Source organism: Endozoicomonas atrinae, assembly GCF_001647025.1.
GTDB lineage: Bacteria > Pseudomonadota > Gammaproteobacteria > Pseudomonadales > Endozoicomonadaceae > Endozoicomonas > Endozoicomonas atrinae.
Genome location: NZ_LUKQ02000044.1, coordinates 1 through 21,392, shown reverse-complemented (window position 1 = coordinate 21,392; position 21,392 = coordinate 1). Strand labels below are relative to the sequence as shown.

Sequence of the window (21,392 nt, the reverse complement as noted above, 5' to 3'; positions counted from 1 at the left end):
TCGTCAGGAGCCCTGTAATCATGAGTTTTAGTAGTTAGAGCAGGAAAAGCACGGATAAAGCAACAGCCCCTACAGGTACTGCGATTTGAGCATAGCTGACAAAGTGCCAGAAGCTTGATAGCCAGGTTCTCTGGTCTACATTGGGATTTGATCTGAACCTGACATCAAGGCTTTTCTTTGAAAAATAATTATCTTCATGTCGACTTGAGCTGAAGAGCCCCCATAATGTATACCATTTGCAATCCCAGGCATCGGGATCGGATTCACAGGACTGATGATAAAAAGGAAGGTTTTTCTGATAAACCGTTAACTTCAGTGTGTATTCTGTGTCCGGAGCCAGCTGGTCATCATAACTGAGGGCCTCGTTGGACAGGAGGATTTTTCCAGGGTAATAGAATAGTGACGGTAGATAACTCCGGTAAATGTTCTTGTCAGGGTTGTCACCATTTTTCAGTTTGAACTCCCAGAGCGTTGACCGTCGAATTTTCTGGTCACTTGAGATGGCGTTCAGTGTTTGTTGAATCCCTTTCGCTTCATCGATATAGATAGTGGATTTCAGTCTCTCGCCAAATATCGATGGTTCATAGAGTTGAACTCTCACGATGATGTTTTTCAGTTTTTCAGTGACGTCTTCAGATACCTCGCTGAGCGCTGCAGCAGAGAAGTCCTGAGCCCTCATGATCAATGGATAACCTTTCTCCTCCCGCGAGCCATTAAGACCAAGGGCAGACTGCCATACCAGAGGATCAATATCCTCGTTATCAAAAGCTTTCGGGAGCGAAAAGGCATTGGGAGAGCGCGAGGCAATTCTTTTCTGTGTGTCTACGGTAAAGCTGACCTGATCTTGTCCTCTGAAGCGGCAAGAAAGACTGTCTGATTGCTGGTTGTGAATATACTGACTGAGGCTGTACTCATTTTTGGGGTCTTCAATAAACAGAGTTGGCGCTAACTCAGCTGACTGTGATTCCCACCAGCTGCTCTTCAGGTTGCTGACTGTGATCACTTCCTCTTCACCAGGCAATAGATCGTAGCCATTGGCAAGACGGTCAATGTAGTGAGGGGAGTCTGGACTCCAGTGGGCTGTATCTTTTTTCAGAAACTCAACATCAAAGACCAGTTTTCCGTCACCATCATCACAGTACTGACTTTCATGTACAGTGACGTCGGCGTAACAGCTTTTAGGCTCCAAATGACATTGGTTGACCCGTTGTGTTCCCCCATGCTCGGCAGGTATGACTCTCTCTTCACAAACCTCATAGGTACCACAGGTAAATGCATCTGTGATCAGGCGGCAGTCCTGCCACTCCCAGTGAATATAGGTATGGTAATCTATAACTCCTGACCAGGCTGGTGAGGGCTGTTGGCGTAAGCTATCGGCAGCTTCATGGCGGCTGATGTTTTTTAAGTCCAGCCATGCTTCTTCATCAAATGATTCTGGTAAGCGAACATGGGTGTGCTTGCTGGCTGAACATCTTAACTCTTCATACCGAAAGTTGCGGGTGAGGTAGGAAGGGAAAACTTGTCCAGGGCATGACCTGCTAACTGTTTCTCGGGGGGGGGAAGTTTGAAAACAATAGTTAGCAATAAAATAAGGCTCGGGTCCAAGAAAAGCGTATGGCTTTAATGGTAAAAGCATGAGTAGCAAAGCCGCATACACAAGCTGCTTTCTGGTAGCCATTGCATCAACCTGCGAAAACTTTTGAATGAATTTATTGTGAAAATGAGTACCCTGTTACAGGTACTCACTGCCCTGTTTTTATATTGTTAAAAGAGCCGCCTTCTTTTTCTACGCTCAGAAATGACATTGTCCTTTGTCAGCATGTCAATCACGCTTTGCTGCTTTCTGGCTTCATCGAGGCGGTTTTCCTGATTTTCCAGAGCGTTGATACACATGGCAACGGCGCCTTTAAGAGTGCCGGCCTCAACCATCATCACATCGCTTTCAATATCATCGTCATCCAGTTCTTCTGATGAGCTGAAAACCTGTCTGGCTTTTGTCTGGTACAGTGCTCTTCCCATGTCAGAGCTGAGGTAATGCTGGCGATACCCGTCACGAACCTTTCTCAGGCCGCCTGAGCGGCTGATGGCAAGCTCTTCATCAATATCTTTTTTAATCAGGGCGATGATGAAATATTTGGTGTCCATCTCATTGGATTTGCCGGCAACCCAGGTGATCCATGAGCTGACAGAGGACCACTTGCGGCTGGCGGAATTTTCTATGGTTACCATCGCTTCCTGGGCGAGGTTTGCATAGCGCATGAGCTTGTTCTGATCATAAATGGGAGCAGCACCAACGGTCATATCATTAAGATAGTAATCCAGGTTGAAAATACGCTTGTCATACTCAACCGGGATGCAGCCTATTTGAATACCGTAGGTAGCCCGGATGTAGGATCTTGCCCAAAATGCATCGATTAACATCTCTTTGGCTCTTGTTCTACCTTCCGGGTCGGACATGGTTCTGTATCTTTCTGATGTGCCGAAGGTGTCGATAAATGTTTCAATGGCATCTTTGGTGAATCGGTTGATTCCCTCATCAATGACCCGTTTATCTTGAGTCCGCATGGCTCGTAGCTGCAGAACATTGCGTTTCATGTCAGCGATCTGATCTGAAGTATACAGTGACATCGATTTGAGCTGGTCGCTACTGATTCCGAGCTGCTGGTGAAGCATGCCATTTGGCAGGACGATGGTGAAATGGAGTTCGCTGACCTGGGAATCAAGCCTTCGCAATGTTGACTGATATTGGTGAACCAGCGGGAGCATATCAACCTGGCTACCCGGGTCCGCAGTAATGTCTGGTCTAAGTGTTGGAAAATGCTCCAGATTGTTAACGTCTTCAAGGAATAAGTTTGATTCCTGTCTGAACGTTCTCACACTGTCAAGAAATTCCCTTACAGGTATTGGTTGAAGTATGCTTTCGTCAGAAACTTTCTGAAGCTCAGAGACAATGACGCTTAAGTCTCTCAGGTTGCGACGAAGATCATCAATCGTTTTGAGCAGGATGTCACCATCACGCTCACCTCTCAAATAGAAAGCCTGTATATATTGTTTCTCAATTTCTGTTTTGTTGGAAAGATTGATATTCAACTCGTCAGTGTTCTCAGGGGTGACATTGACAACCGGAGGAGTGTGCTGCCCGTAATAATCATCAACCTGGGCCGGTTCTTTCCATGCGGGACTTCTTGCTGCAACTGTTTCTATAGACGTAATAGAAATAATCAGTGCGCAGAATAGTAAGCTGCCAGTGACTCTGTTCATTATTTTAACTCTGAAATATTAAGGTGAGTTATTTAACTGGTAGATTGACCACGTTGAAAGAATATAGTTCCGTTTGCCTGGATGTGCATGCGGCCTGTTTGAGCAATAGATGTTATATAAATAACGTAAATGAATAGTTTTATATTGGTTTTGAAACTGATTATTGTTGCGGGCTTGTTGTTACTTGAGAGGTTTAATGATGGACTGATGGTGATTTTAAAGATGATCGTGCATTTGATTTGTTAAGGTTTTTTTGTTTTTTGGGGTGTTATCTTTTCTCTTGGCTAGCTGTAGCACCTGCAGGTTTTGTTTGAATGCTGTAATGATATCGGGGGATTATTGCTGGATGCGATGACAATAGAATTCCTTTAACTTGCTGATCTATTCATGTGACCTCTGGGGGTTACCCGGAAACCAGCCACAGGCTTTGATAGGGCTTTAAATGTTCAGAGGTAAAGGTATTGCCGCTAAGCAGGTCAAAGCAGCCCTGGTATTTTCCTGCATTGATGTCCATATGGGTTGCGGTCAAATTATGAATAGCAGTCAGGCTTTTGTCAGCTTTAGGTTCGATCCTTGGGAAGGCGAAAATACCGGGTGCAAAATTAATGATTTGCTGAGGGGTGTCGGGATGAAAGCAGCTTTCTTTCTGGCGAATTCCAATAATTGTTTTCAGTGTTTTGAAAATCATGCTCTGCATTGAAACGGGGTTGTCCAGCTCTGTGAACAGGTCTCCAATATCCCATTTGCGACGATTGATGGATCGGGTGCGGCCAGAACGTTCAACGCCGGCAAGATCGTTTGGAGTGGCCAGTAGACTGTGAATATAGATGGCTGGAATACCTTTCATTCCGAGCATGATGATCTGTGAGCAGAGAAAACGCTGTGCCTGCCAGTGGTCCTCACCGCGCCGTGTACCTTTCATTGCATCAAATAGAGAAATATTGATTTCGTAAGGTTTTTCGCTCTGATCCTGAAGTGTTCGCATGCTGACGAATCCGCCAAAGCGGTGCATGCTGTCAACCAGTTCAGAGACCTCGCTATTGGGAACCAGCCCTTCAAGTGGTCGCAGTCCAATGCCGTCATGGGAAGCGGTAAAATTCAGTGTAGTGCAACCCTGAGGGTATTCTGGCAGCGCCCTTGCCCAGTGCGCCAGGTATTTCTCGGTGCCCCGGTTTAGTGCATGGAGTATCAGGGGGGGCAGCGCAAACTGGTACACCATATGCGCCTCATTACCTTGAGAGAAATAGCTGAAGTTTTCAGGGTCTGGTACATTTGTTTCTGTTATCAGCAGTGCGCCAGGTCGGGCTTTTTCAACGATCAGTCGCATTAATTTTACGATGGTATGTGTCTCTGGTAGATGAACGCAGGATGTATTGAGCCTCTTCCATAAAAAAGCAATCGCATCAAGGCGCACTACGCTGGTGCCCTGGGCGAGATAGAAAAGGACAATATCGACCATTTTTATCAGCACATCCGGGTTTTTGAAGTTAAGGTCGATCTGGTCCTCACTGAAGGTGGCCCAGACGTGGCGGGTTCCCCGTCGTGTCTGGGTGGGTACCAGCAGAGGCGAGTTTCTGGGGCGGGTTACCATGCTCAGATCGGTTGCAGGCTCTTCCTCAATAAAGTAATCCCGGCCTGGCTGGGTGCCACTGACAAAATCAGCAAACCACAGGCTTTCTCTGGAAACATGGTTAATAACCAGGTCTGTCATCACCCGGTAATCTTCAGATATTGCCCTGATATCCTCCCAGCTTCCCAGAGCTGGATTGACCTGCAGGTAATCAATGACTGAAAAGCCGTCATCAGAGCTGAAAGGAAAATAGGGGAGTATGTGAACCGTTGAAATCAGTTGTCCCAACTGACTTTTGATAAATTTATTCAATACGTTGAGTGGCTTTTTTTCACCATCATTCAAGCTGTCACCGTAGGTGATCAGAAAAATATCCTGCTCTGACCAGGCGTCAAAATCCTGCTGTTCATGATTGTGCAGAAAGTGCTCAACCCGGCGAACGATAATGCTGGCGAGGTCATCAGACTTATCACCATAAGGTGTTTCAAGGAGTGTAGATAGGGACTGATGAAATGACGCAAAGATCGGTGGGTAGCTTTGCACAATGCTTCTCCTGAAATAGCAGCAGTACGAAGTTCTGATTCACTTTCTTGATATCGGTAGCATGAGTTGTGCCATGTGGTTAGGGGGCGTTCTCAATTAGCCATGAGACCAGTTGATAACTCAAGCACTCATGCTTCGTTGAACGACTTGAACATGGAACCACCATGCCCTGCGTCGTCCGCCTTGCCTGAAAGCTTGTGTTATCAACTGGTCTCATGGCTAATTGAGAACGCCCCCTAACCACTGAACGTTGGCATGGGAACTGCTTGAAACAACTGCATCGAATTCAACGTAAAGCAATAAAAGGAGTTATTGGATGATTTCAAAATGTCTCTTTCCTGTTGCCGGTTATGGAACACGGTTTCTACCGGCCACTAAGTCCATGCCCAAGGAAATGCTCCCAATTGTTGACAAGCCGCTGATTCAATATGGGGTTGAGGAGGCTATGGAAGCCGGGTTAACGGATCTTGGTTTTGTTAATGGCCGGAATAAGCGGGCGATTCCTGATCACTTCGATATTAACTATGAGCTTGAGGCCGAGATCGCTGGAAGTGGTAAGGAGGAGAAACTGTCTTCGATTCGGGATGTGATGTCGGCATGTACATTCTCTTATACACGGCAGAACCAGATGCTGGGGCTGGGGCATGCCATTGCCTGCGGGAAGACATTAATCGGTGATCAGCCCTTCGGTGTCATTCTTGCTGATGACCTCTGTGTGAATGATGAGGGGCCATTGGTGATGGCTCAGCTGGTTAATCTTTATAAGCAGTTTCGATGCACGATTCTTGCGGTTCAGGAAGTGCCAGAGGCGGAAACCGAAAAATACGGTGTGATTGCGGGGGAAGCCCTGGATGAACAATTGATTCGGGTGACGGACATGGTTGAGAAGCCGGCTCCTTCTGAGGCACCCAGTAATCTTGCTGTGATTGGACGTTACGTTCTGACCCCCGATATTTTTGACATTATTGCCAGCACGGAAGCTGGGAGAAACGGTGAGGTGCAGCTCACGGATGCCATTTTGACTCAGGCCAGGAGTGGTTGTGTGATTGCCTGCAAATTTCAGGGTAAGCGATTTGATTGCGGCAGTATTGGTGGTTTTGTCGAGGCAACCAATGCCATTTATCAAAGACGTTTTGGCTGAGCGGATGGTTTTTTGATGGAAGCAAAAACGCCGAGAATTCTGGTTTTTACCGATCTTGATGGTTCCCTTCTGGATCATGATAACTATAGCTGGGCTGTGGCTCAGCCTGCGCTGAAGTTGCTGTATGAGCGTGAAATACCAGTCATTTTTAATACCAGTAAAACGCTGGCAGAGGCGGTTGTTATTCAGCGTGAAATGGGGATTGAGCAGCCGTTTATTACTGAAAATGGCATGGTGACAACGATCCCGGCGGGCTGTTTTCGGGATTCCTGTGAAACAGAAGCTACCCACTTTTTTCATGGTCAGCCCTATCGGAGCATACGCCGGGTTTTATCCAATATCCGACGTCAGTATGGTTTTCGATTTAAAGGCTTTGGCGATTTGACTGAGGAACAGGTGGCCGAGGTTACCGGCTTATCAATAGGTGAAGCCGTTAAAGCCATGGCTCGAAAGGCCAGTGAGCCGTTGGTCTGGCTCGATAGTCACTCAGCGTTGCCAGAGTTTATCGAATTGCTGGAGTCTGAAGGGCTTCACCTGACAAGGGGGGGCGTTTTTATCATGTTTCCGGGAAAGGTAATAAAGGGCTGGCACTGCAGGCGCTGCTGAAAAAGTACCGGCAGGAATATCCGGAAGATAGCTTTACGACCTGTGCTCTTGGGGATGGGATGAACGACTTGCCGATGCTTGAAGCAGTGGATTATCCGGTGCTTATCCGTTCGGAGCACGGTCTGGAACCGGATGTAAGTCATATTGTTGAGGTTGTTGAAACCTCTGGCGTCGGTCCTGAGGGGTGGAATCAGGCCATCCTCGATTTGTTTAGTAAAAAAATAAAGTAATTTCTAATAGCAGAGAAAGGATGCGGTGATGGGTGACTTTTACCAGAATGGAATTATTACCAATTTTCATAATCTGAGAGTTCGATCAACCGAAGACATGGAGCGTGATCTGTTGGCGTTCTCTCGTCAGCGCCCGATGTCGCTGGTGTTGCCTTCACTGTTTTCAGAGCTGGAAGGGCCAGCATTAGGACATATTGTCGAAGAACTGAGCCAGGTTCGCTATCTCTCTGAAATTGTGATTGGACTGGATCGTGCCGATCAAGAGCAGTTTGCCTATGCCAAAGATTTTTTTGGACGGCTCGATCAGCATCACCGTATCCTCTGGCAGGATGGTCCTAAGTTACAGGAAATTGATACGTTGCTGGCCAGTAAAGGGCTGGCCCCCAGAGAACCCGGAAAGGGGCGGAATGTCTGGTATTGTTATGGCTATGTGCTGGCGTCGGCCAAGTCTGAAGCTGTCGCGCTGCATGACTGCGATATTGTGACCTATCAAAGGGATCTTCTGGCCAAACTGTTGTACCCAGTTGCTAATCCAGCATTCAGTTACGACTTCTGCAAAGGCTACTATGCGCGAATTGCTGATAATAAGTTAAATGGACGGGTCAGCCGTCTGCTGGTTACGCCTCTATTAAGGGCTCTGAAAAAAATCCTCGGACCAATGGAGTATCTCGAATATCTGGACAGTTTCCGTTACCCGCTGGCCGGTGAATTCTCCATGAGAACCAGTGTGTTTAACGATATCCGGATTCCCAGTGACTGGGGGCTTGAGATTGGTGTGCTGTCGGAGGTTAAGCGTAATTATTCCAGCAAGCGCCTCTGTCAGGTGGATATTGCGGATATTTACGATCACAAGCATCAGCCTCTGTCTGAAGGTGATGTCAGTCGGGGGCTGTCGAAAATGAGCCATGACATCATCAAGGCTATTTTTCGTAAACTGGCGACCAATGGGGTTCAGTTTAATACCGAAACCTTCAGGACCATCAAGGCGACCTATTACCGGGTGGCTCTGGACTTTATCGAATCCTATTACGATGACGCCATGATCAATGGCCTGCATGTGGATCGTGACAGTGAAGAGCGGGCCGTTGAACTGTTTGCCAGAAATATCATGGAAGCAGGTCAGCACTTCCTTGAAAACCCCATGGAACGACCCTTTATTCCAAGTTGGAACCGGGTGATGTCAGCGGTTCCGGATATATTGGAGCGGCTGTATGATGCCGTAGAAGAAGATAATCAGCATTTCAGTTGATTTCAGAAAAAGTTTCGAAAACTGTATGGATATGGTATAAAGCGCCACTCGATTTCGAGATGAGGCACATCGCGTTCAGTCTCAGGACTGAGCAAAATGGATCTCATTAAACTTAACTTTGATAAAAGATCTCACATTCACCGACACATGGTTCTGGGTGCCAGCTTTTGAATTCGTTATGCGGATCATGATCTGGTCGAACACATGGGGTGTTTGGAGGCATAACCCTGAATCAGGAGATTCCCATGACTCAAGTCACTATGCGTGACATGCTCAAGGCTGGCGTGCATTTCGGTCACCAGACCCGTTACTGGAACCCAAAGATGAACAAGTACATCTTTGGTGCGCGCAACCGAATTCATATCATTAACCTTGAGCACACCCTGCCTGCCTTCAATGGCGCTCTGCAGTTTATCGGTAAGCTGGCTGCAGGCAAAAACAAGGTCATGTTTGTTGGTACCAAGCGCGCTGCTGGTAAGATCATCCGTGAAGAAGCCTCTCGCTGTGGCATGCCTTACGTTGATCACCGCTGGTTGGGCGGTATGCTGACCAACTACAAGACCATTCGTCAGTCCATCAAGCGTCTGCGTGATCTTGAAAGCCAGCGTGACGACGGTACCTTTGAAAAGCTGACCAAGAAAGAAGCTCTGATGCGCAGCCGTGATCTGGAAAAACTGGATCGCAGTCTGGGTGGTATCAAGGATATGGGCAGTCTGCCTGACGCTCTGTTCGTTATCGACGTTGAGCATGAGCGCATTGCCATTCAGGAAGCCAACAAGCTGGGTATTCCTGTAATCGGTATCGTTGATACTAACTCCAGCCCTGAAGGTGTGGACTACATTATCCCAGGTAACGATGATGCTATCCGTGCTATTCAGCTGTACCTGAAGGCTGCTGCTGATGTGATTCTGGAAGGCCGTGCCCGTGCGAGCACTGGTGCTGAAGACGAGTTCGTAGAAGTCGAAGAAGCGCCAAAGGCTGAGGAAGCTCCCAAGGCTGAAGAAGCGGAAGGTTCTGAAGAAGCCTGAGGCTTTGAAGATCCGGCTCCAGGCAGCATCTAAGTGGCTGGTCATATGACCGGGGTGCAGGGTGGTTTCGTTTGGGATTGTCCTGCAAAAATAAAAGATACTGTTTGGAGTAGAAGGGGGCTTTGCCCCCTTTTTTCCGATGTACAGATAACTATTCTTTTATGCCATTTTTATTCTACTTGGATGGTGGCATAAAAAGACTGTCAATTTGAGAGGAATCAACCATGGCAGCTATTAGTGCAGCACTGGTAAAAGAACTGCGTGAACGTACTGGCCTGGGCATGATGGAGTGCAAAAAAGCACTGGTTGAAGCACAGGGCGATATTGAAGTTGCAATCGAAGAAATGCGTAAGTCCGGTCAGGCAAAAGCTGCCAAGAAAGCCGGTCGTATCGCTGCGGAAGGTATTGTAGCTGTTAAAGTAGCTGATGACGCCAGCTTTGGTGTATTGGTTGAAGTTAACAGTGAAACTGACTTCGTTGCCCGTGACGATAACTTCCTGGGTTACGTTCAAAAAGTAGTGGATGCTGCTTTTGCCCGTAAGGAAGCTGATGTTGCTGTTCTGATGGAAGGTGAACTGGAAGAAGCCCGTCAGGCGCTGGTTCAGAAGATCGGTGAAAACATCGGTGTTCGTCGTATCGCTATCGTTGAAGGTGGTGTGATCGGCTCTTACGTTCACGGTAACAACCGCATCGCCGTTCTGACCAAGCTGGAAGGTGGTGATACTGAACTGGCTCGTGATATTGCCATGCACGTTGCTGCTGTTAACCCACAGGTGGTTAACAAGGAAGACATGCCGGCTGAACTGGTAGAGAAAGAGAAAGAGATCTTCAAGGCTCAGGCTGAGCAGTCTGGCAAGCCTGCCAACATCATCGAGAAGATGATTGAAGGTCGTATCAGCAAGTTCCTGGCAGAGAGCAGCCTGGTGGAACAGCCTTTCGTAAAAGACCCTGACACCACTGTTGGTGCGCTGGCCAAGAAGGCAGGTGCTGCTGTATCCAGTTTCGTACGTTTTGAAGTTGGTGAGGGTATCGAGAAAGAAGAAGTGGACTTTGCTGCTGAAGTCCGCGCTCAGGCAGGACTGTAATACAAAGGCCAACCGAAAGGGTTGGCCTTTTCATGTCTATCCGTAGCTGATGGTTGATTTTCGGGTTTTCTTCATGGGAAGGTTTCATGGATAAGAATATCAACTGTCAGAACACATCAACTCGCAGGCTGATTGGTTAGAGAAGGTCATTTCAGCCAGATGATTTATCTAATGCAGCTTTTATGGCTGATTTCCAGATGGCAGCGCATTTGCAAGTTGAGTGTAATTTAGCCAACCAGACTCGGAAACTGAACATGCCGGCAAGTGATAGTCAACCGAAATACAAACGCATACTACTGAAGCTCAGTGGTGAAGCTCTTCAGGGTGAGGGTGAGTTTGGTATTGATCCCAGGGTTCTGGATCGAATGGCCCTGGAAATCGGTCAGTTAGTAGGGATCGGTGTACAGGTTGGTATCGTTATTGGTGGTGGAAACCTCTTTCGTGGTGCGGCCCTTAGTGCTGCAGGCCTGGACCGGGTAACCGGTGATCACATGGGGATGCTGGCAACCGTGATGAATGCCCTTGCCATGCGTGATGCCCTTGAACGATCCAATATTAATACCCGGGTTATGTCAGCCATTCCCATGAGTGGTGTTGTTGAACATTATGATCATCGCCGTGCAATGAGATATCTCAATTCTGGTGATGTTGTGATTTTTTCTGCCGGTACCGGAAATCCATTTTTTACCACCGATTCCGCAGCCTGCCTGAGGGGGATTGAGGTGGGTGTTGATGTAGTCCTCAAGGCCACCAAGGTTGACGGTGTCTATGATAAGGATCCGGTAAAGCATTCTGATGCGGTTAAATTTGATCAGCTGACCTATGATGATGTCCTGGAGCGCAAACTGGGCGTTATGGACTTAACGGCTATTTGTCTGGTGCGAGACCAGCAGATGCCTGTTCGGGTGTTTAATATGAACAAATCCGGGGCTCTGTTAAATCTTGTGGTTGGTGGAAATGAAGGAACACTGGTAAACGGGGGTTAATGATGATCAATGAGATTAAAGATGATGCCAAAGAGCGTATGGGCAAAACCATTGAATCGTTGACGGTTGCCTTCAACAAGATTCGTACAGGTCGAGCTCATCCAAGCCTTCTAGATGGTATCAGGGTTTCTTACTATGGCTCAGAAACACCTTTGAGTCAGATGGCTAACGTTTCTGTAGAAGACGGTCGTACGCTTGCAGTGCGCGTCTGGGAAAAGCAGATTGTTCCTGATGTAGAGAAGGCTATTCTTAAGTCTGACCTTGGGCTTAACCCTTCAACTGCTGGTGAAGTGATTCGTATTCCTTTGCCACCGCTCACCGAAGAAACCCGCAAGGGCTATATTCGTCAGGCGCGTCAGGATGCAGAGAATGCCCGTATTGCCATTCGTAATATTCGCCGTGATGCACTGGCTGATATTAAGGAGCTGGAGAAGGAAAAAGAGATCAGTGAAGATGATGAGCGTCGCGGTCAGGATGATGTTCAAAAGCTGACTGATCAGTTTATTGCTGAAGTTGATAAAAATCTTTCTGCCAAGGAAGAGGATCTGATGGCGATCTAATGGCTGGCAGTGCTGGTCTGAAGTTACTGCCTTGTCTGCTTTATCAGAGAAGAGTCAGGTGTAATGACTTCAGGAGTTCAGGCGTCAGCTGTCTTTTGATGCGTTGCAGGTGCTTGCTTTTTACAGCGGGCTCCTGCAAGGTTCTACTGTTACACTTTTTTTACCTGCCAATTTTCAGATCGTCTTAATTCATGGCAAATACATCGTTACAGGGAAAAAGCGGCATTCAGGAAGTTCCGCCAGATAGGCTGCCGCGCCATGTGGCTATCATTCTTGATGGTAATAACCGCTGGGCCAAAAGGAAGCATCTGCCAGGTCTGGCTGGACATCGGGCTGGTGTGAACCGTGTTCGTGAAGTGGTTGAGGCCTGCGCTGATCACGGTGTTGAAGTGCTTACGCTGTTTGCCTTCAGCAGCGAGAACTGGAATCGGCCGGTTGTTGAAGTTAATGGGCTTATGCGCCTGTTTCTGAATGTGCTCAAGCGAGAGGCCAGACGGTTAAAGAAAAACCGTATCCGACTGAAGGTAATTGGTGATGTTACCCGGTTCAGCCCTGAAATTCAGAAACATATTCAAGAAGTAGAAGCATATACTGCGAATGATTATGCAGTGACCCTGGTTATTGCTGCTAACTATGGTGGTATGTGGGATATCGCTTCTGCTGCACGCCAGCTGGCTGAAAAAGTGGCTCTTGGAGAGCTTGTGCCAGAGAGTATTGATGAGTCAGCGGTTGAGCGCCATCTCAGTACGTCAGGTTTGCCAGCCCCGGATCTATTGATTCGTACCAGTGGTGAGCAACGAATCAGTAACTTCCTGTTGTGGCAATGTGCTTACAGTGAGTTTTATTTTACCGAAACCTTGTGGCCGGATTTTGGACGTGATGAATTTCAGCAGGCCCTGCTGAGCTACGCCCGTCGCCAGCGACGATTTGGCAAAACCAGCGAGCAGGTGGAGGCTGAAACACCGTGTTGAAACAAAGAATTATAACGGCTCTTATACTGGCGCCTGTAGCGCTTGCTGGAGTGTTTTTATTACCGTTAACCGGTTTTGGCTTCTTTATCGCCGCGATTATCATGCTTGCGGCCTGGGAGTGGGCAAACCTTTCTGGCTTTGAACAACGATCTGTTCGTCTGGCTTATGCACTGGCTATTGGTGCTTTCTGTGGTTTGACGCTTTTTTTACCTCCTTTTCTCACCCTTGGACTGGCTGCTGTCTGGTGGCTGATCGCTTTCATCCTTGTCAAACAATACCCGGGGAGTGCTCGCTTGCTTGAGAGCCGGCCGCTTAGGTTATTGATGGGGGGGCTGACTCTCGTGCCGGCATGGTTGGGTCTTTATGAACTCAAACAAATGACAGACTCAGCCTGGTTGATTGTTACCCTTCTGGTGATGGTTTGGGCTGCAGACTGTGGTGCGTATTTTGCTGGAAAGCGATTTGGCAAAATAAAGCTTATTGAGCGGGTCAGCCCTAAAAAGACCCTGGAGGGTTTGGTCGGTGGTGTGTTGTTTTCAATGCTGATTTCAAGCCTCGTTACCTTGTTTGGCAGTGTCAGTTTTTTTCAGGGGGTATCACTGTTGACGCTGACCATTCTGACTGTTCTGGTTTCCGTTCTGGGTGACCTCTGGGAAAGTGTTCTGAAACGGTACAGAGGAGTTAAGGACAGTGGAAACCTGCTGCCAGGTCATGGTGGTGTTCTTGATCGAATTGATAGCCTGACTGCTGCCGTTCCGATATTTACTCTCTATGTCATGATAATCAGGGGTGTATAGGTCGTGACTGCATCATGCTTTCAATCCGGCAGACAGCGGGTTTGTGTGTTGGGATCCACCGGGTCCATTGGTAAGAGCACATTGGATGTTATTGCTCGTAACCCGGATCTATACAGCGTTCATTCTTTAATAGCTGGCAGAAATACGGAAGTTATGCGGGAGCAGGCTCGTCAGTTTCAGCCACAATATATTGTTATGGCGGATGAGCAGGCAGCCCGTGATCTTCGTACAGATCTTCAGTCCGAAGGGTTGAGTATTACGGTCGAATCCGGTCTGGATGCGATGAATCAGGTTGCGACTGATGGTGAGGTTGATGTCGTTATGGCAGCCATTGTCGGTGCTGCTGGGCTTTCACCTACCATGGCTGCTGTTCGTGCTGGGAAAAAAGTTCTTCTGGCGAACAAGGAGGCACTGGTGATGACCGGTGCTTTATTCATGGATGCTGTTAAGGCTTCAGGTTCTGTTCTCCTGCCTATTGATAGTGAGCATAACGCTATTTTTCAGTGCCTGCCTGCTGATCATCATTTGGGGCTTGAGCGGGCGGGTGTTAGAAGGATATTGCTGACCGCTTCCGGAGGGCCATTTCGGCAGTCACCTGTAGAAAGTTTTTCCGCAGTAACGCCTGAGCAGGCCTGTGCCCACCCAAACTGGAGCATGGGGCGTAAAATTTCGGTAGACTCGGCCACGATGATGAATAAGGGGCTCGAGTTTATTGAAGCTTGCTGGTTGTTTGATGCCCGTCCCGAGCAGGTGGAGGTGGTCATCCATCCTCAAAGTATCATTCACTCAATGGTGGATTACGTGGATGGCTCTGTGCTGGCTCAGATGGGAAATCCGGACATGAGAACACCCATTGCCCATGCTCTGGCGTGGCCAAGAAGAATACCATCCGGTGTTTCTCCGTTGTCTCTGGCCGAGATTGCCCGGCTTGACTTCTATGCTCCGGACATGATGCGTTACCGCTGTTTGAGACTGGCCCAGGAGGCGGCACACAGTGGAGGCACAGCAGCTGCTATGCTGAATGCTGCCAATGAAATTGCGGTTGATGCTTTTCTTGATAGAAAGCTGCGCTTTGATCGCATACCTGAAGTCATTGATGCAACATTACAGACATTACCGGTGTTGAGTGCCGGAAGCTTAGATCAAGTGCTGGAGGCTGACAGGGAAGCCCGCCATCTGGCTCAGAAACAGGTTATACAAATGCAGGGTGTTGCATGATTTTTGAATCGCTTCTTGACTCAGCGCAGACCATATTTGCTTTTGTAGTGACTCTTGGAATACTGGTGAGTATTCACGAATATGGTCACTTCTGGGTTGCCCGTCGCTGTGGTGTTAAGGTACTTCGTTTCTCCGTGGGCTTTGGTAAATCATTATGGAGCTGGACTGACCGTCACGGTACTGAATACAGTATTGCTGCAATTCCGCTGGGCGGATATGTCAAGATGCTGGATGAGAGGGAAGGCCCGGTTCCCAGTGATGAGTTGCACCTTTCCTTCAATAGTAAGCCCGTTCTTTCCCGGATCGCGATTGTGGCTGCCGGACCTGCAGCTAACTTTCTTCTTGCTGTTTTTGCCCTTTGGCTCATGTATATGGTGGGTGTTCGTACCCTGATGCCTCAGGTTGGCGAAGTGATTCCCGATTCACCCGCTGCCGTTGCTGGAATTCATCCTGGTGATGAAATTGTTGCGGTGAACGGTGTTGAAACGCCAGGCTGGCAGGCAGTGAACATGGAGTTGCTGGGGTATATTGGTGAGAGTAAGAATCTTGATTTCTCCATCCGGGCAGGTGAGCCTGGAGTTGCCTCAGACGGTGCGGTCAGAGATAGAAATATTGCGGTAGTGGACTGGCTGATTAATGAAGAGCAGCCAAACCCCGTACGCTCTCTGGGTATTTTACCTTACTCTCCAAAAATCCCTGCTGTCATTGGCCAGTTGGCTGAAGATGGGGCGGCAGCGAGAGATGGTCTGGAACCAGGTGATAAAATTCTTCGCGTTAATGGGGAAGCAGTCATTGACTGGATGCATTTTGTGGAAGTAATCCGCGACAATGCTGGTAAGCCTCTTCAATTGCTGGTTGAGCGGGGTGGCGTTAGTCAGGGTATTCAGTTGACTCCGGGCAGTCGATCCACCGATGGAGTGACAACCGGTTTTATTGGTGCAGGTGTCCAACAGGTTTCCTGGCCAGACACCATGATTCGTCACTTACAGTACGGTCCCATTGAATCACTGGTAAAAGGTGCTCAGGCAACCTGGTCACTGACCAGTATGACACTAGAGTCCCTCTGGAAGATGGTTGTAGGGCTTGTTTCTGTTAAAAACTTGAGCGGTCCGATAACCATTGCTAAAGTGGCTGGCGCGTCACTTGAGTCTGGCTTGGAAAATTTTCTCTATTTTCTGGCAATGTTAAGCGTAAGCCTTGGGGTGCTGAACCTGCTCCCTATACCGGTGCTGGATGGAGGTCACCTGCTTTTCTATCTCGTGGAAATGGTCAGGGGTAAACCTCTTTCTGAGAAGATGCAGACACTGGGTTTGAAAATCGGGGTAACGTTTGTTGTCGGCGTAATGATGCTGGCCATGTATAACGACCTTAGTCGCCTCTTTCAATGACCCTGTGGGTCAAAAAGTTATTGGGCTTTCTGAAATGGCTGCAATAGCATTGGTTTGAATATTGAATATTGAATATTCAGGCGAAAGAAAAGCATTTTGCGCTCTGCGCAACTGCAAATCATGAAAAACGGTGAAGTAAAATGTTTTTCACGTTAATGCGAAATGAACACGGATAAGAACGGATTCCATGAAGCGATCACTGTTGTCTCTGCTGATTGGCTCTTTAGCCATCGCGCCTGCTGCCCAGGCCTTCGTCGTCTCAGATATCCGGATTGATGGCCTTCAACGGGTTTCAGCCGGGACAGTTTTTAATGCCCTGCCTGTTGAGGTTGGTGATGATATTGAATCGCCTGATATTGCCGGGGCTGCCCGTGCTCTTTATCAAACCGGGTATTTCAATGATATTCGCATGGCTCGTGAAGGCGATGTGCTGGTCGTTGCAGTTGTTGAGCGACCATCAATCAGCTCAATTGAGATCAAGGGTAATAAGGCCATCAAGACGGAAGACCTGATGACAGGTCTTGAGCGTTCCGGTCTGGCTGAGGGTGAAATTTTTCAGCAGGCTACGCTGGAAGCCATCCGTCTTGAACTCGAGCGTCAATACGTTGCCCAGGGGCGCTATGGTGCACGAATTACTGCTGATGTTGAGGCTCAGCCCCGCAATCGGGTAAAGCTGCGTATTAATGTCAAGGAAGGTAAGGTTGCTACGATTCAACATGTTAATGTTGTCGGAAATACTGCTTTCCCTAAAGATGAATTGATTGATCTTTTTGAATTGCAGAAAACGGAGTGGTATCAGTTTTTCAGCTCTGCTGACAAGTACTCCCGGGAAAAGTTATCTGGCGATCTTGAGCGCCTGAGATCGTGGTACCTTGATCGTGGCTATATTAACTTTAATATCACATCCACCCAGGTCTCAATCAGCCCTGACAAGCAGAGTGTCTATATCACTGTCAACGTTGATGAAGGTGATAAGTACACAGTCAGTGACGTTAAGCTTGCCGGTGATCTGATTATTCCAGAAGAAGAGGCTAGAAAGCTGCTGCTGGCACAGCCTGAGCAGGTATTCTCCCGTAAGCTGATCACTACCACTGAGGAGATTCTAAGCCGCCGTCTTGGTAATGAAGGGTATACGTTTGCCAATGTGACGGGAATTCCAAAGCCGGATCATGAAAACAAAACGGTTGAACTGACCTTCTTTGTTGATCCAGGTCGAAGAGCTTACGTTCGTCGTATCAATTTCTCAGGCAATACCAAAACCGATGACGAAGTATTACGTCGGGAAATGCGCCAGATGGAGGGTGCTTCTGCCAACACTCAGAAGATTGAGCAGTCCAAGGTGCGGCTTGAACGTCTTGGGTATTTCAAGGAAGTGAATGTTGAAACGCCACCTGTGCCGGGCACCAGTGATCAGATTGATGTTAATTACACCGTAGAAGAGCAGCCTTCCGGTAGTGTAACGGCCAGTATCGGTTACTCTCAGTCTGACGGTCTGTTGCTCGGTGGTTCTGTCAGCCAGAGCAACTTCCTTGGAACCGGAAACAAGGTGACAGTGGGGCTGAACAAGAGTGATGTAAGTCAGCTCTACAATTTCAGCTTTATGGATCCCTATTACACCATTGACGGAGTCTCCCGTGGTTTTGATGTCTACTATCGAACCTACGATTACAGCGACTCGGATATTTCGAGTTATGCGGCTGACACGTTTGGCGGTAATGTGCGTTTTGGCTATCCATTGTCTGAAACACAGTCCATTAACTTCAGTCTTGGGGTTGATGGTACGGAGATTACTACTGGTTCTGGTACACCCCAGGTGATTATGGATTACCTGGCTGCAGAGGGTACGAAGTTTACCAATATCAAAACGTCACTGGGCTGGTCTCAGTCAGAGTTGAACCGCGGACTTTTGCCAACGGCCGGTTATTCTCAAAGTGTATCTTTGTCGGCTGCTATACCAGGCTCAACCACCACGTTCTATAAACTGGTTTACCGGGGGCAGTACTTTCAGCCAATTACCCGCAGTTTAACAGCACGTGTTGCAACCCGCCTTGGATATGGTGGTGCGTATGGCAGTACGTCAGAAATGCCATTTTTTGAAAACTTTTATGCCGGTGGTTTTGGTTCTGTCAGGGGTTATAAGGATAACTCACTTGGACCTAAAGCAGCGCAGAGGGATAACGCCGACGACTTCAACAGCATGGGGGGGGATGTGCTGATTGAGGGTACGGTTGAAGTACTATTCCCTTTACCATTTGTTAAGGATCAGCGTTCATTAAGAACCAGCGTGTTTTTTGATTACGGTAATGTGTTTGATACGACCTGCAGTAATCAGGTTGTTGATTGCTTCAAGCCAGATTTGAGTGAGTTGCGCTACAGTACTGGTGTGGGGCTGACCTGGATTACCCCACTTGGCCCGCTGACCTTCAGTTTGGCTAAGGCTCTGAATGCCAAAGGCAAGGACGAAACTCAGACCTTCCAGTTCTCCCTGGGAACTCCATTCTGATTGTATTCTGATAAGCCCTCTTGTAAGAGGGCGTTTTACGTAATTAAAAGGTGCTATCAGGCACCTTTTCTTTATAATGTTCCCTTTAACCGCTATCTTACCGTAGTTTCCCCGGGCAATTGGCAGTAAATACCACATCATCGGATTTGTTGATGACTGACTGGGCTTCATATCTTGGAAGGGGGCCCTCATTGTTGCCTGGTAATATTTAAAGGCTACGGGGACTGATAATTTCTCAGGAGATTTATTTTGAAATCGATCAGACTGGCATTCCTGGCCCTGATTATGCTGGCCCCTCTGGCTAATGCTGCAACTGCTGGCAGTAAAATTGGTGTGCTTGATACGGTGATGGTGTTGAGTGAATCCAATGCCGGGAAGCAATACGCTAAAAAGTCTGAAGCCAAGTTCAAGCCTCAGTTGGTTGCTCTACAGAAGCTTGAGGGTGACGTTCGTAATATGCAGGAAAAACTACAGAAAGATGGCCCGACTCTGAGTGCCGAGCAGTTGAAAGTGCGTCAGCTGGAGTTGCAGCGCAAGTATGAAGACTGGCAACTGAAAGGACGTCAGTATCAGACTGACAGGGCAGAAGCGGATAATGCTGAGCGTGAAAAGCTGCGCCCAAAACTGCAGACTGCCATCGATAAAGTCGTTAATGAGTTAAAGCTGGATTTGGTCATTGATCGTCAGATGGCTATCTATGCCAGCCCTGGTATTGATATCACCCGTAAGGTCATCGAAAGCCTCAACCAGATGAAGTAATGAATCATGACTGATGTTTATACTTTGTCCGAACTGGCAGAAAAGTGCGGTGCCCAGCTGCAGGGAGATGCCGATAAGCAGGTTTCTGGTCTGAATACACTTCAGGATGCGCAGGGGCATGAGTTAAGCTTTCTGGCTAACCCGGCTTATGCCAAGTATCTGGAAACCACCCAGGCCGGTGCTGTTATTCTCAGCTCTGATTCGGCCAGTGGGTTTACTGGTAATGCCCTGATTCTTGATAACCCGTATCTGGGCTATGCCCGGTTGTCTTCCCTGTTCGACCCTGATCGTGGTGGAAAGGAGGGTATCCACCCCAGTGCGGTTGTTGATGAGACTGCGATTGTCGATTCTACGGCTGCCATTGGTGCGAATGTTGTTATTGAGGCAGGTGTTCAGATTGCGGCCGGTGTGCGCATTGATGCTGGTACCGTGGTTGGTCATGACTCTGTGCTTGGAGCCGATGTCCATCTTCATCGAAATGTTACGGTCTGCCATGGTGTCACCATTGGAGATAGAACCATCATTCATTCCGGAGCGGTGATTGGTGGTGATGGTTTTGGTAATGCACACTCTGAGGGTCGCTGGCACAAAATAGCCCAGATTGGTGGTGTAGTAATTGGCAGCGATGTTGAAATAGGAAACAACACCTGTATTGATCGCGGGGCACTGGGTAATACGGAAATACACAGTGGTGTCCGTCTGGATAACCTGATTCAGATTGCTCACAATGTGGTGATTGGCGAGAACACTGCCATTGCCTCCGGTGTCGGTATTTCCGGAAGTACAAAGATTGGTAAAAATTGTACTATTGCCGGAGCAGCCGGTTTTGCCGGTCATCTGACCATTGCGGATGGTACGTTTATCAGCGGTATGGCCATGATTACGCGCTCAATTACCAAGGCTGGTTCCTATTCCTCGGGCACTGGTTTTATGGAAAGTCGCGAGTGGCGGAAAAACGTGGTTCGTTTCCGGCAATTGGATGATCTGGCCAGGCGGGTTAAACAGCTGGAGAAACAGTGATACAGACATAAGTACACTGAAATCCATCTGCTAACTACCGGTGAGAATGTTTACGGTAAAGAAAAAGGCTGGTTTTCCAGCCTTTTTCTGTTACATCGAAGATTAGAGTTTATGGCGAATGAGACGAATTGAGGAAATTAAGGAGATCCTGCCCCATCGGTATCCTTTTCTGCTGGTGGATCGGGTTCTTCATGTGGATATAGAAAATGGCACCATCGAGTGTCTCAAAAATGTATCCAGTAATGAGCCGCATTTTAATGGTCATTTCCCACAGCATCCGGTGATGCCGGGTGTATTGATTATTGAGGCAATGGCTCAGTCAGCAGGTATCCTTGGTTATCATATTCGTAATACCAATTTCATTTTCAAAATATGTCACGAATTCTGCGATTGCCTTTATACTTTAAATAGCCTGTTGTTCATCCCGTTAATGTCATGCCTAAAACTCCCGATTTTCCTGAAAACTTTCACGATGCA

At 47.9% G+C, this 21,392-nt stretch carries 19 protein-coding genes; 16 read left to right on the top strand and 3 right to left on the bottom strand.

Features of this window, described 5'->3' with window-relative positions:
- Positions 1-34: 34 nt before the first annotated feature.
- The 3 genes from AK963_RS08550 to AK963_RS08540 all read right to left on the bottom strand — a co-directional run bounded on the left by AK963_RS08550 (position 35) and on the right by AK963_RS08540 (position 5,374).
- Positions 35-1,678 carry a hypothetical protein gene (locus AK963_RS08550; protein WP_066015041.1) on the bottom strand — a complete coding sequence of 548 codons (1,644 nt, stop codon included), beginning with the start codon at positions 1,676-1,678 and terminating at the stop codon, positions 35-37.
- 86 nt (positions 1,679-1,764) lie between these two features.
- On the bottom strand, positions 1,765-3,261 hold the full coding sequence (locus AK963_RS08545) for a hypothetical protein (RefSeq protein WP_066015040.1): 1,497 nt from the start codon (positions 3,259-3,261) through the stop codon (positions 1,765-1,767).
- A 403-nt stretch (positions 3,262-3,664) separates the two neighbouring features.
- Positions 3,665-5,374, bottom strand: coding sequence for a sugar phosphorylase (locus AK963_RS08540; protein ID WP_066015039.1), 1,710 nt, complete (start codon positions 5,372-5,374; stop codon positions 3,665-3,667).
- Positions 5,375-5,690: 316 nt separating this feature from the next.
- On the opposite strand from AK963_RS08540, the gene galU reads away from it, so the two are divergent.
- The 16 genes from galU to fabZ all read left to right on the top strand — a co-directional run.
- Complete coding sequence (gene galU / locus AK963_RS08535) at positions 5,691-6,515, top strand: UTP--glucose-1-phosphate uridylyltransferase GalU (protein ID WP_066015038.1); 825 nt, start codon at positions 5,691-5,693, stop codon at positions 6,513-6,515.
- Between the two features lie 15 nt (positions 6,516-6,530).
- The gene (locus AK963_RS08530) at positions 6,531-7,121 is read left to right on the top strand and encodes an HAD-IIB family hydrolase (RefSeq protein WP_083232542.1); all 591 of its coding nucleotides are present in this window, start codon (positions 6,531-6,533) and stop codon (positions 7,119-7,121) included.
- Positions 7,100-7,351: an HAD hydrolase family protein gene (locus AK963_RS31895; RefSeq protein ID WP_139117315.1), complete on the top strand. Its 252-nt coding sequence runs from the start codon at positions 7,100-7,102 to the stop codon at positions 7,349-7,351. The genes AK963_RS08530 and AK963_RS31895 overlap by 22 nt, the downstream gene beginning before the upstream one ends.
- A 28-nt stretch (positions 7,352-7,379) precedes the next feature.
- The gene (locus AK963_RS08525; protein ID WP_066015037.1) at positions 7,380-8,600 is read left to right on the top strand and encodes a glycosyltransferase family protein; all 1,221 of its coding nucleotides are present in this window, start codon (positions 7,380-7,382) and stop codon (positions 8,598-8,600) included.
- Positions 8,601-8,845: 245 nt separating this feature from the next.
- The gene (rpsB, locus tag AK963_RS08520) at positions 8,846-9,628 is read left to right on the top strand and encodes a 30S ribosomal protein S2 (RefSeq protein ID WP_066015036.1); all 783 of its coding nucleotides are present in this window, start codon (positions 8,846-8,848) and stop codon (positions 9,626-9,628) included.
- Between the two features lie 224 nt (positions 9,629-9,852).
- Positions 9,853-10,713 (top strand): translation elongation factor Ts, encoded by an 861-nt coding sequence (gene tsf / locus AK963_RS08515; protein WP_066015035.1) that lies wholly within the window; start codon positions 9,853-9,855, stop codon positions 10,711-10,713.
- A gap of 254 nt (positions 10,714-10,967) precedes the next feature.
- Positions 10,968-11,699, top strand: a complete 732-nt coding sequence (pyrH, locus tag AK963_RS08510) for a UMP kinase (protein ID WP_066015050.1) — start codon at positions 10,968-10,970, stop codon at positions 11,697-11,699.
- Between the two features lie 2 nt (positions 11,700-11,701).
- Positions 11,702-12,259 (top strand): ribosome recycling factor, encoded by a 558-nt coding sequence (gene frr / locus AK963_RS08505; RefSeq protein ID WP_066015049.1) that lies wholly within the window; start codon positions 11,702-11,704, stop codon positions 12,257-12,259.
- Positions 12,260-12,450: 191 nt separating this feature from the next.
- A complete protein-coding gene (gene uppS / locus AK963_RS08500) occupies positions 12,451-13,230 on the top strand; it encodes a polyprenyl diphosphate synthase (RefSeq protein ID WP_066015034.1) in 780 nt (259 codons plus the stop codon).
- Positions 13,224-14,027, top strand: coding sequence for a phosphatidate cytidylyltransferase (locus AK963_RS08495; RefSeq protein WP_066015033.1), 804 nt, complete (start codon positions 13,224-13,226; stop codon positions 14,025-14,027). Before uppS ends, AK963_RS08495 begins: the two co-directional genes overlap by 7 nt.
- Positions 14,028-14,030: 3 nt before the next feature.
- Complete coding sequence (ispC, locus tag AK963_RS08490; protein ID WP_066015032.1) at positions 14,031-15,245, top strand: 1-deoxy-D-xylulose-5-phosphate reductoisomerase; 1,215 nt, start codon at positions 14,031-14,033, stop codon at positions 15,243-15,245.
- Positions 15,242-16,633, top strand: a complete 1,392-nt coding sequence (gene rseP / locus AK963_RS08485; protein WP_066015031.1) for a sigma E protease regulator RseP — start codon at positions 15,242-15,244, stop codon at positions 16,631-16,633. Before ispC ends, rseP begins: the two co-directional genes overlap by 4 nt.
- 187 nt (positions 16,634-16,820) lie before the next feature.
- Positions 16,821-19,136 (top strand): outer membrane protein assembly factor BamA, encoded by a 2,316-nt coding sequence (gene bamA, locus AK963_RS08480; RefSeq protein WP_066015030.1) that lies wholly within the window; start codon positions 16,821-16,823, stop codon positions 19,134-19,136.
- 249 nt (positions 19,137-19,385) lie between these two features.
- Positions 19,386-19,895: an OmpH/Skp family outer membrane protein gene (locus tag AK963_RS08475; RefSeq protein ID WP_066015029.1), complete on the top strand. Its 510-nt coding sequence runs from the start codon at positions 19,386-19,388 to the stop codon at positions 19,893-19,895.
- A 6-nt stretch (positions 19,896-19,901) separates the two neighbouring features.
- Complete coding sequence (lpxD, locus tag AK963_RS08470; RefSeq protein WP_066015028.1) at positions 19,902-20,915, top strand: UDP-3-O-(3-hydroxymyristoyl)glucosamine N-acyltransferase; 1,014 nt, start codon at positions 19,902-19,904, stop codon at positions 20,913-20,915.
- 118 nt (positions 20,916-21,033) lie between these two features.
- A partial coding sequence (fabZ, locus tag AK963_RS35215) for a 3-hydroxyacyl-ACP dehydratase FabZ (RefSeq protein WP_238593672.1) occupies positions 21,034-21,392 on the top strand: 359 nt, incomplete at its 3' end.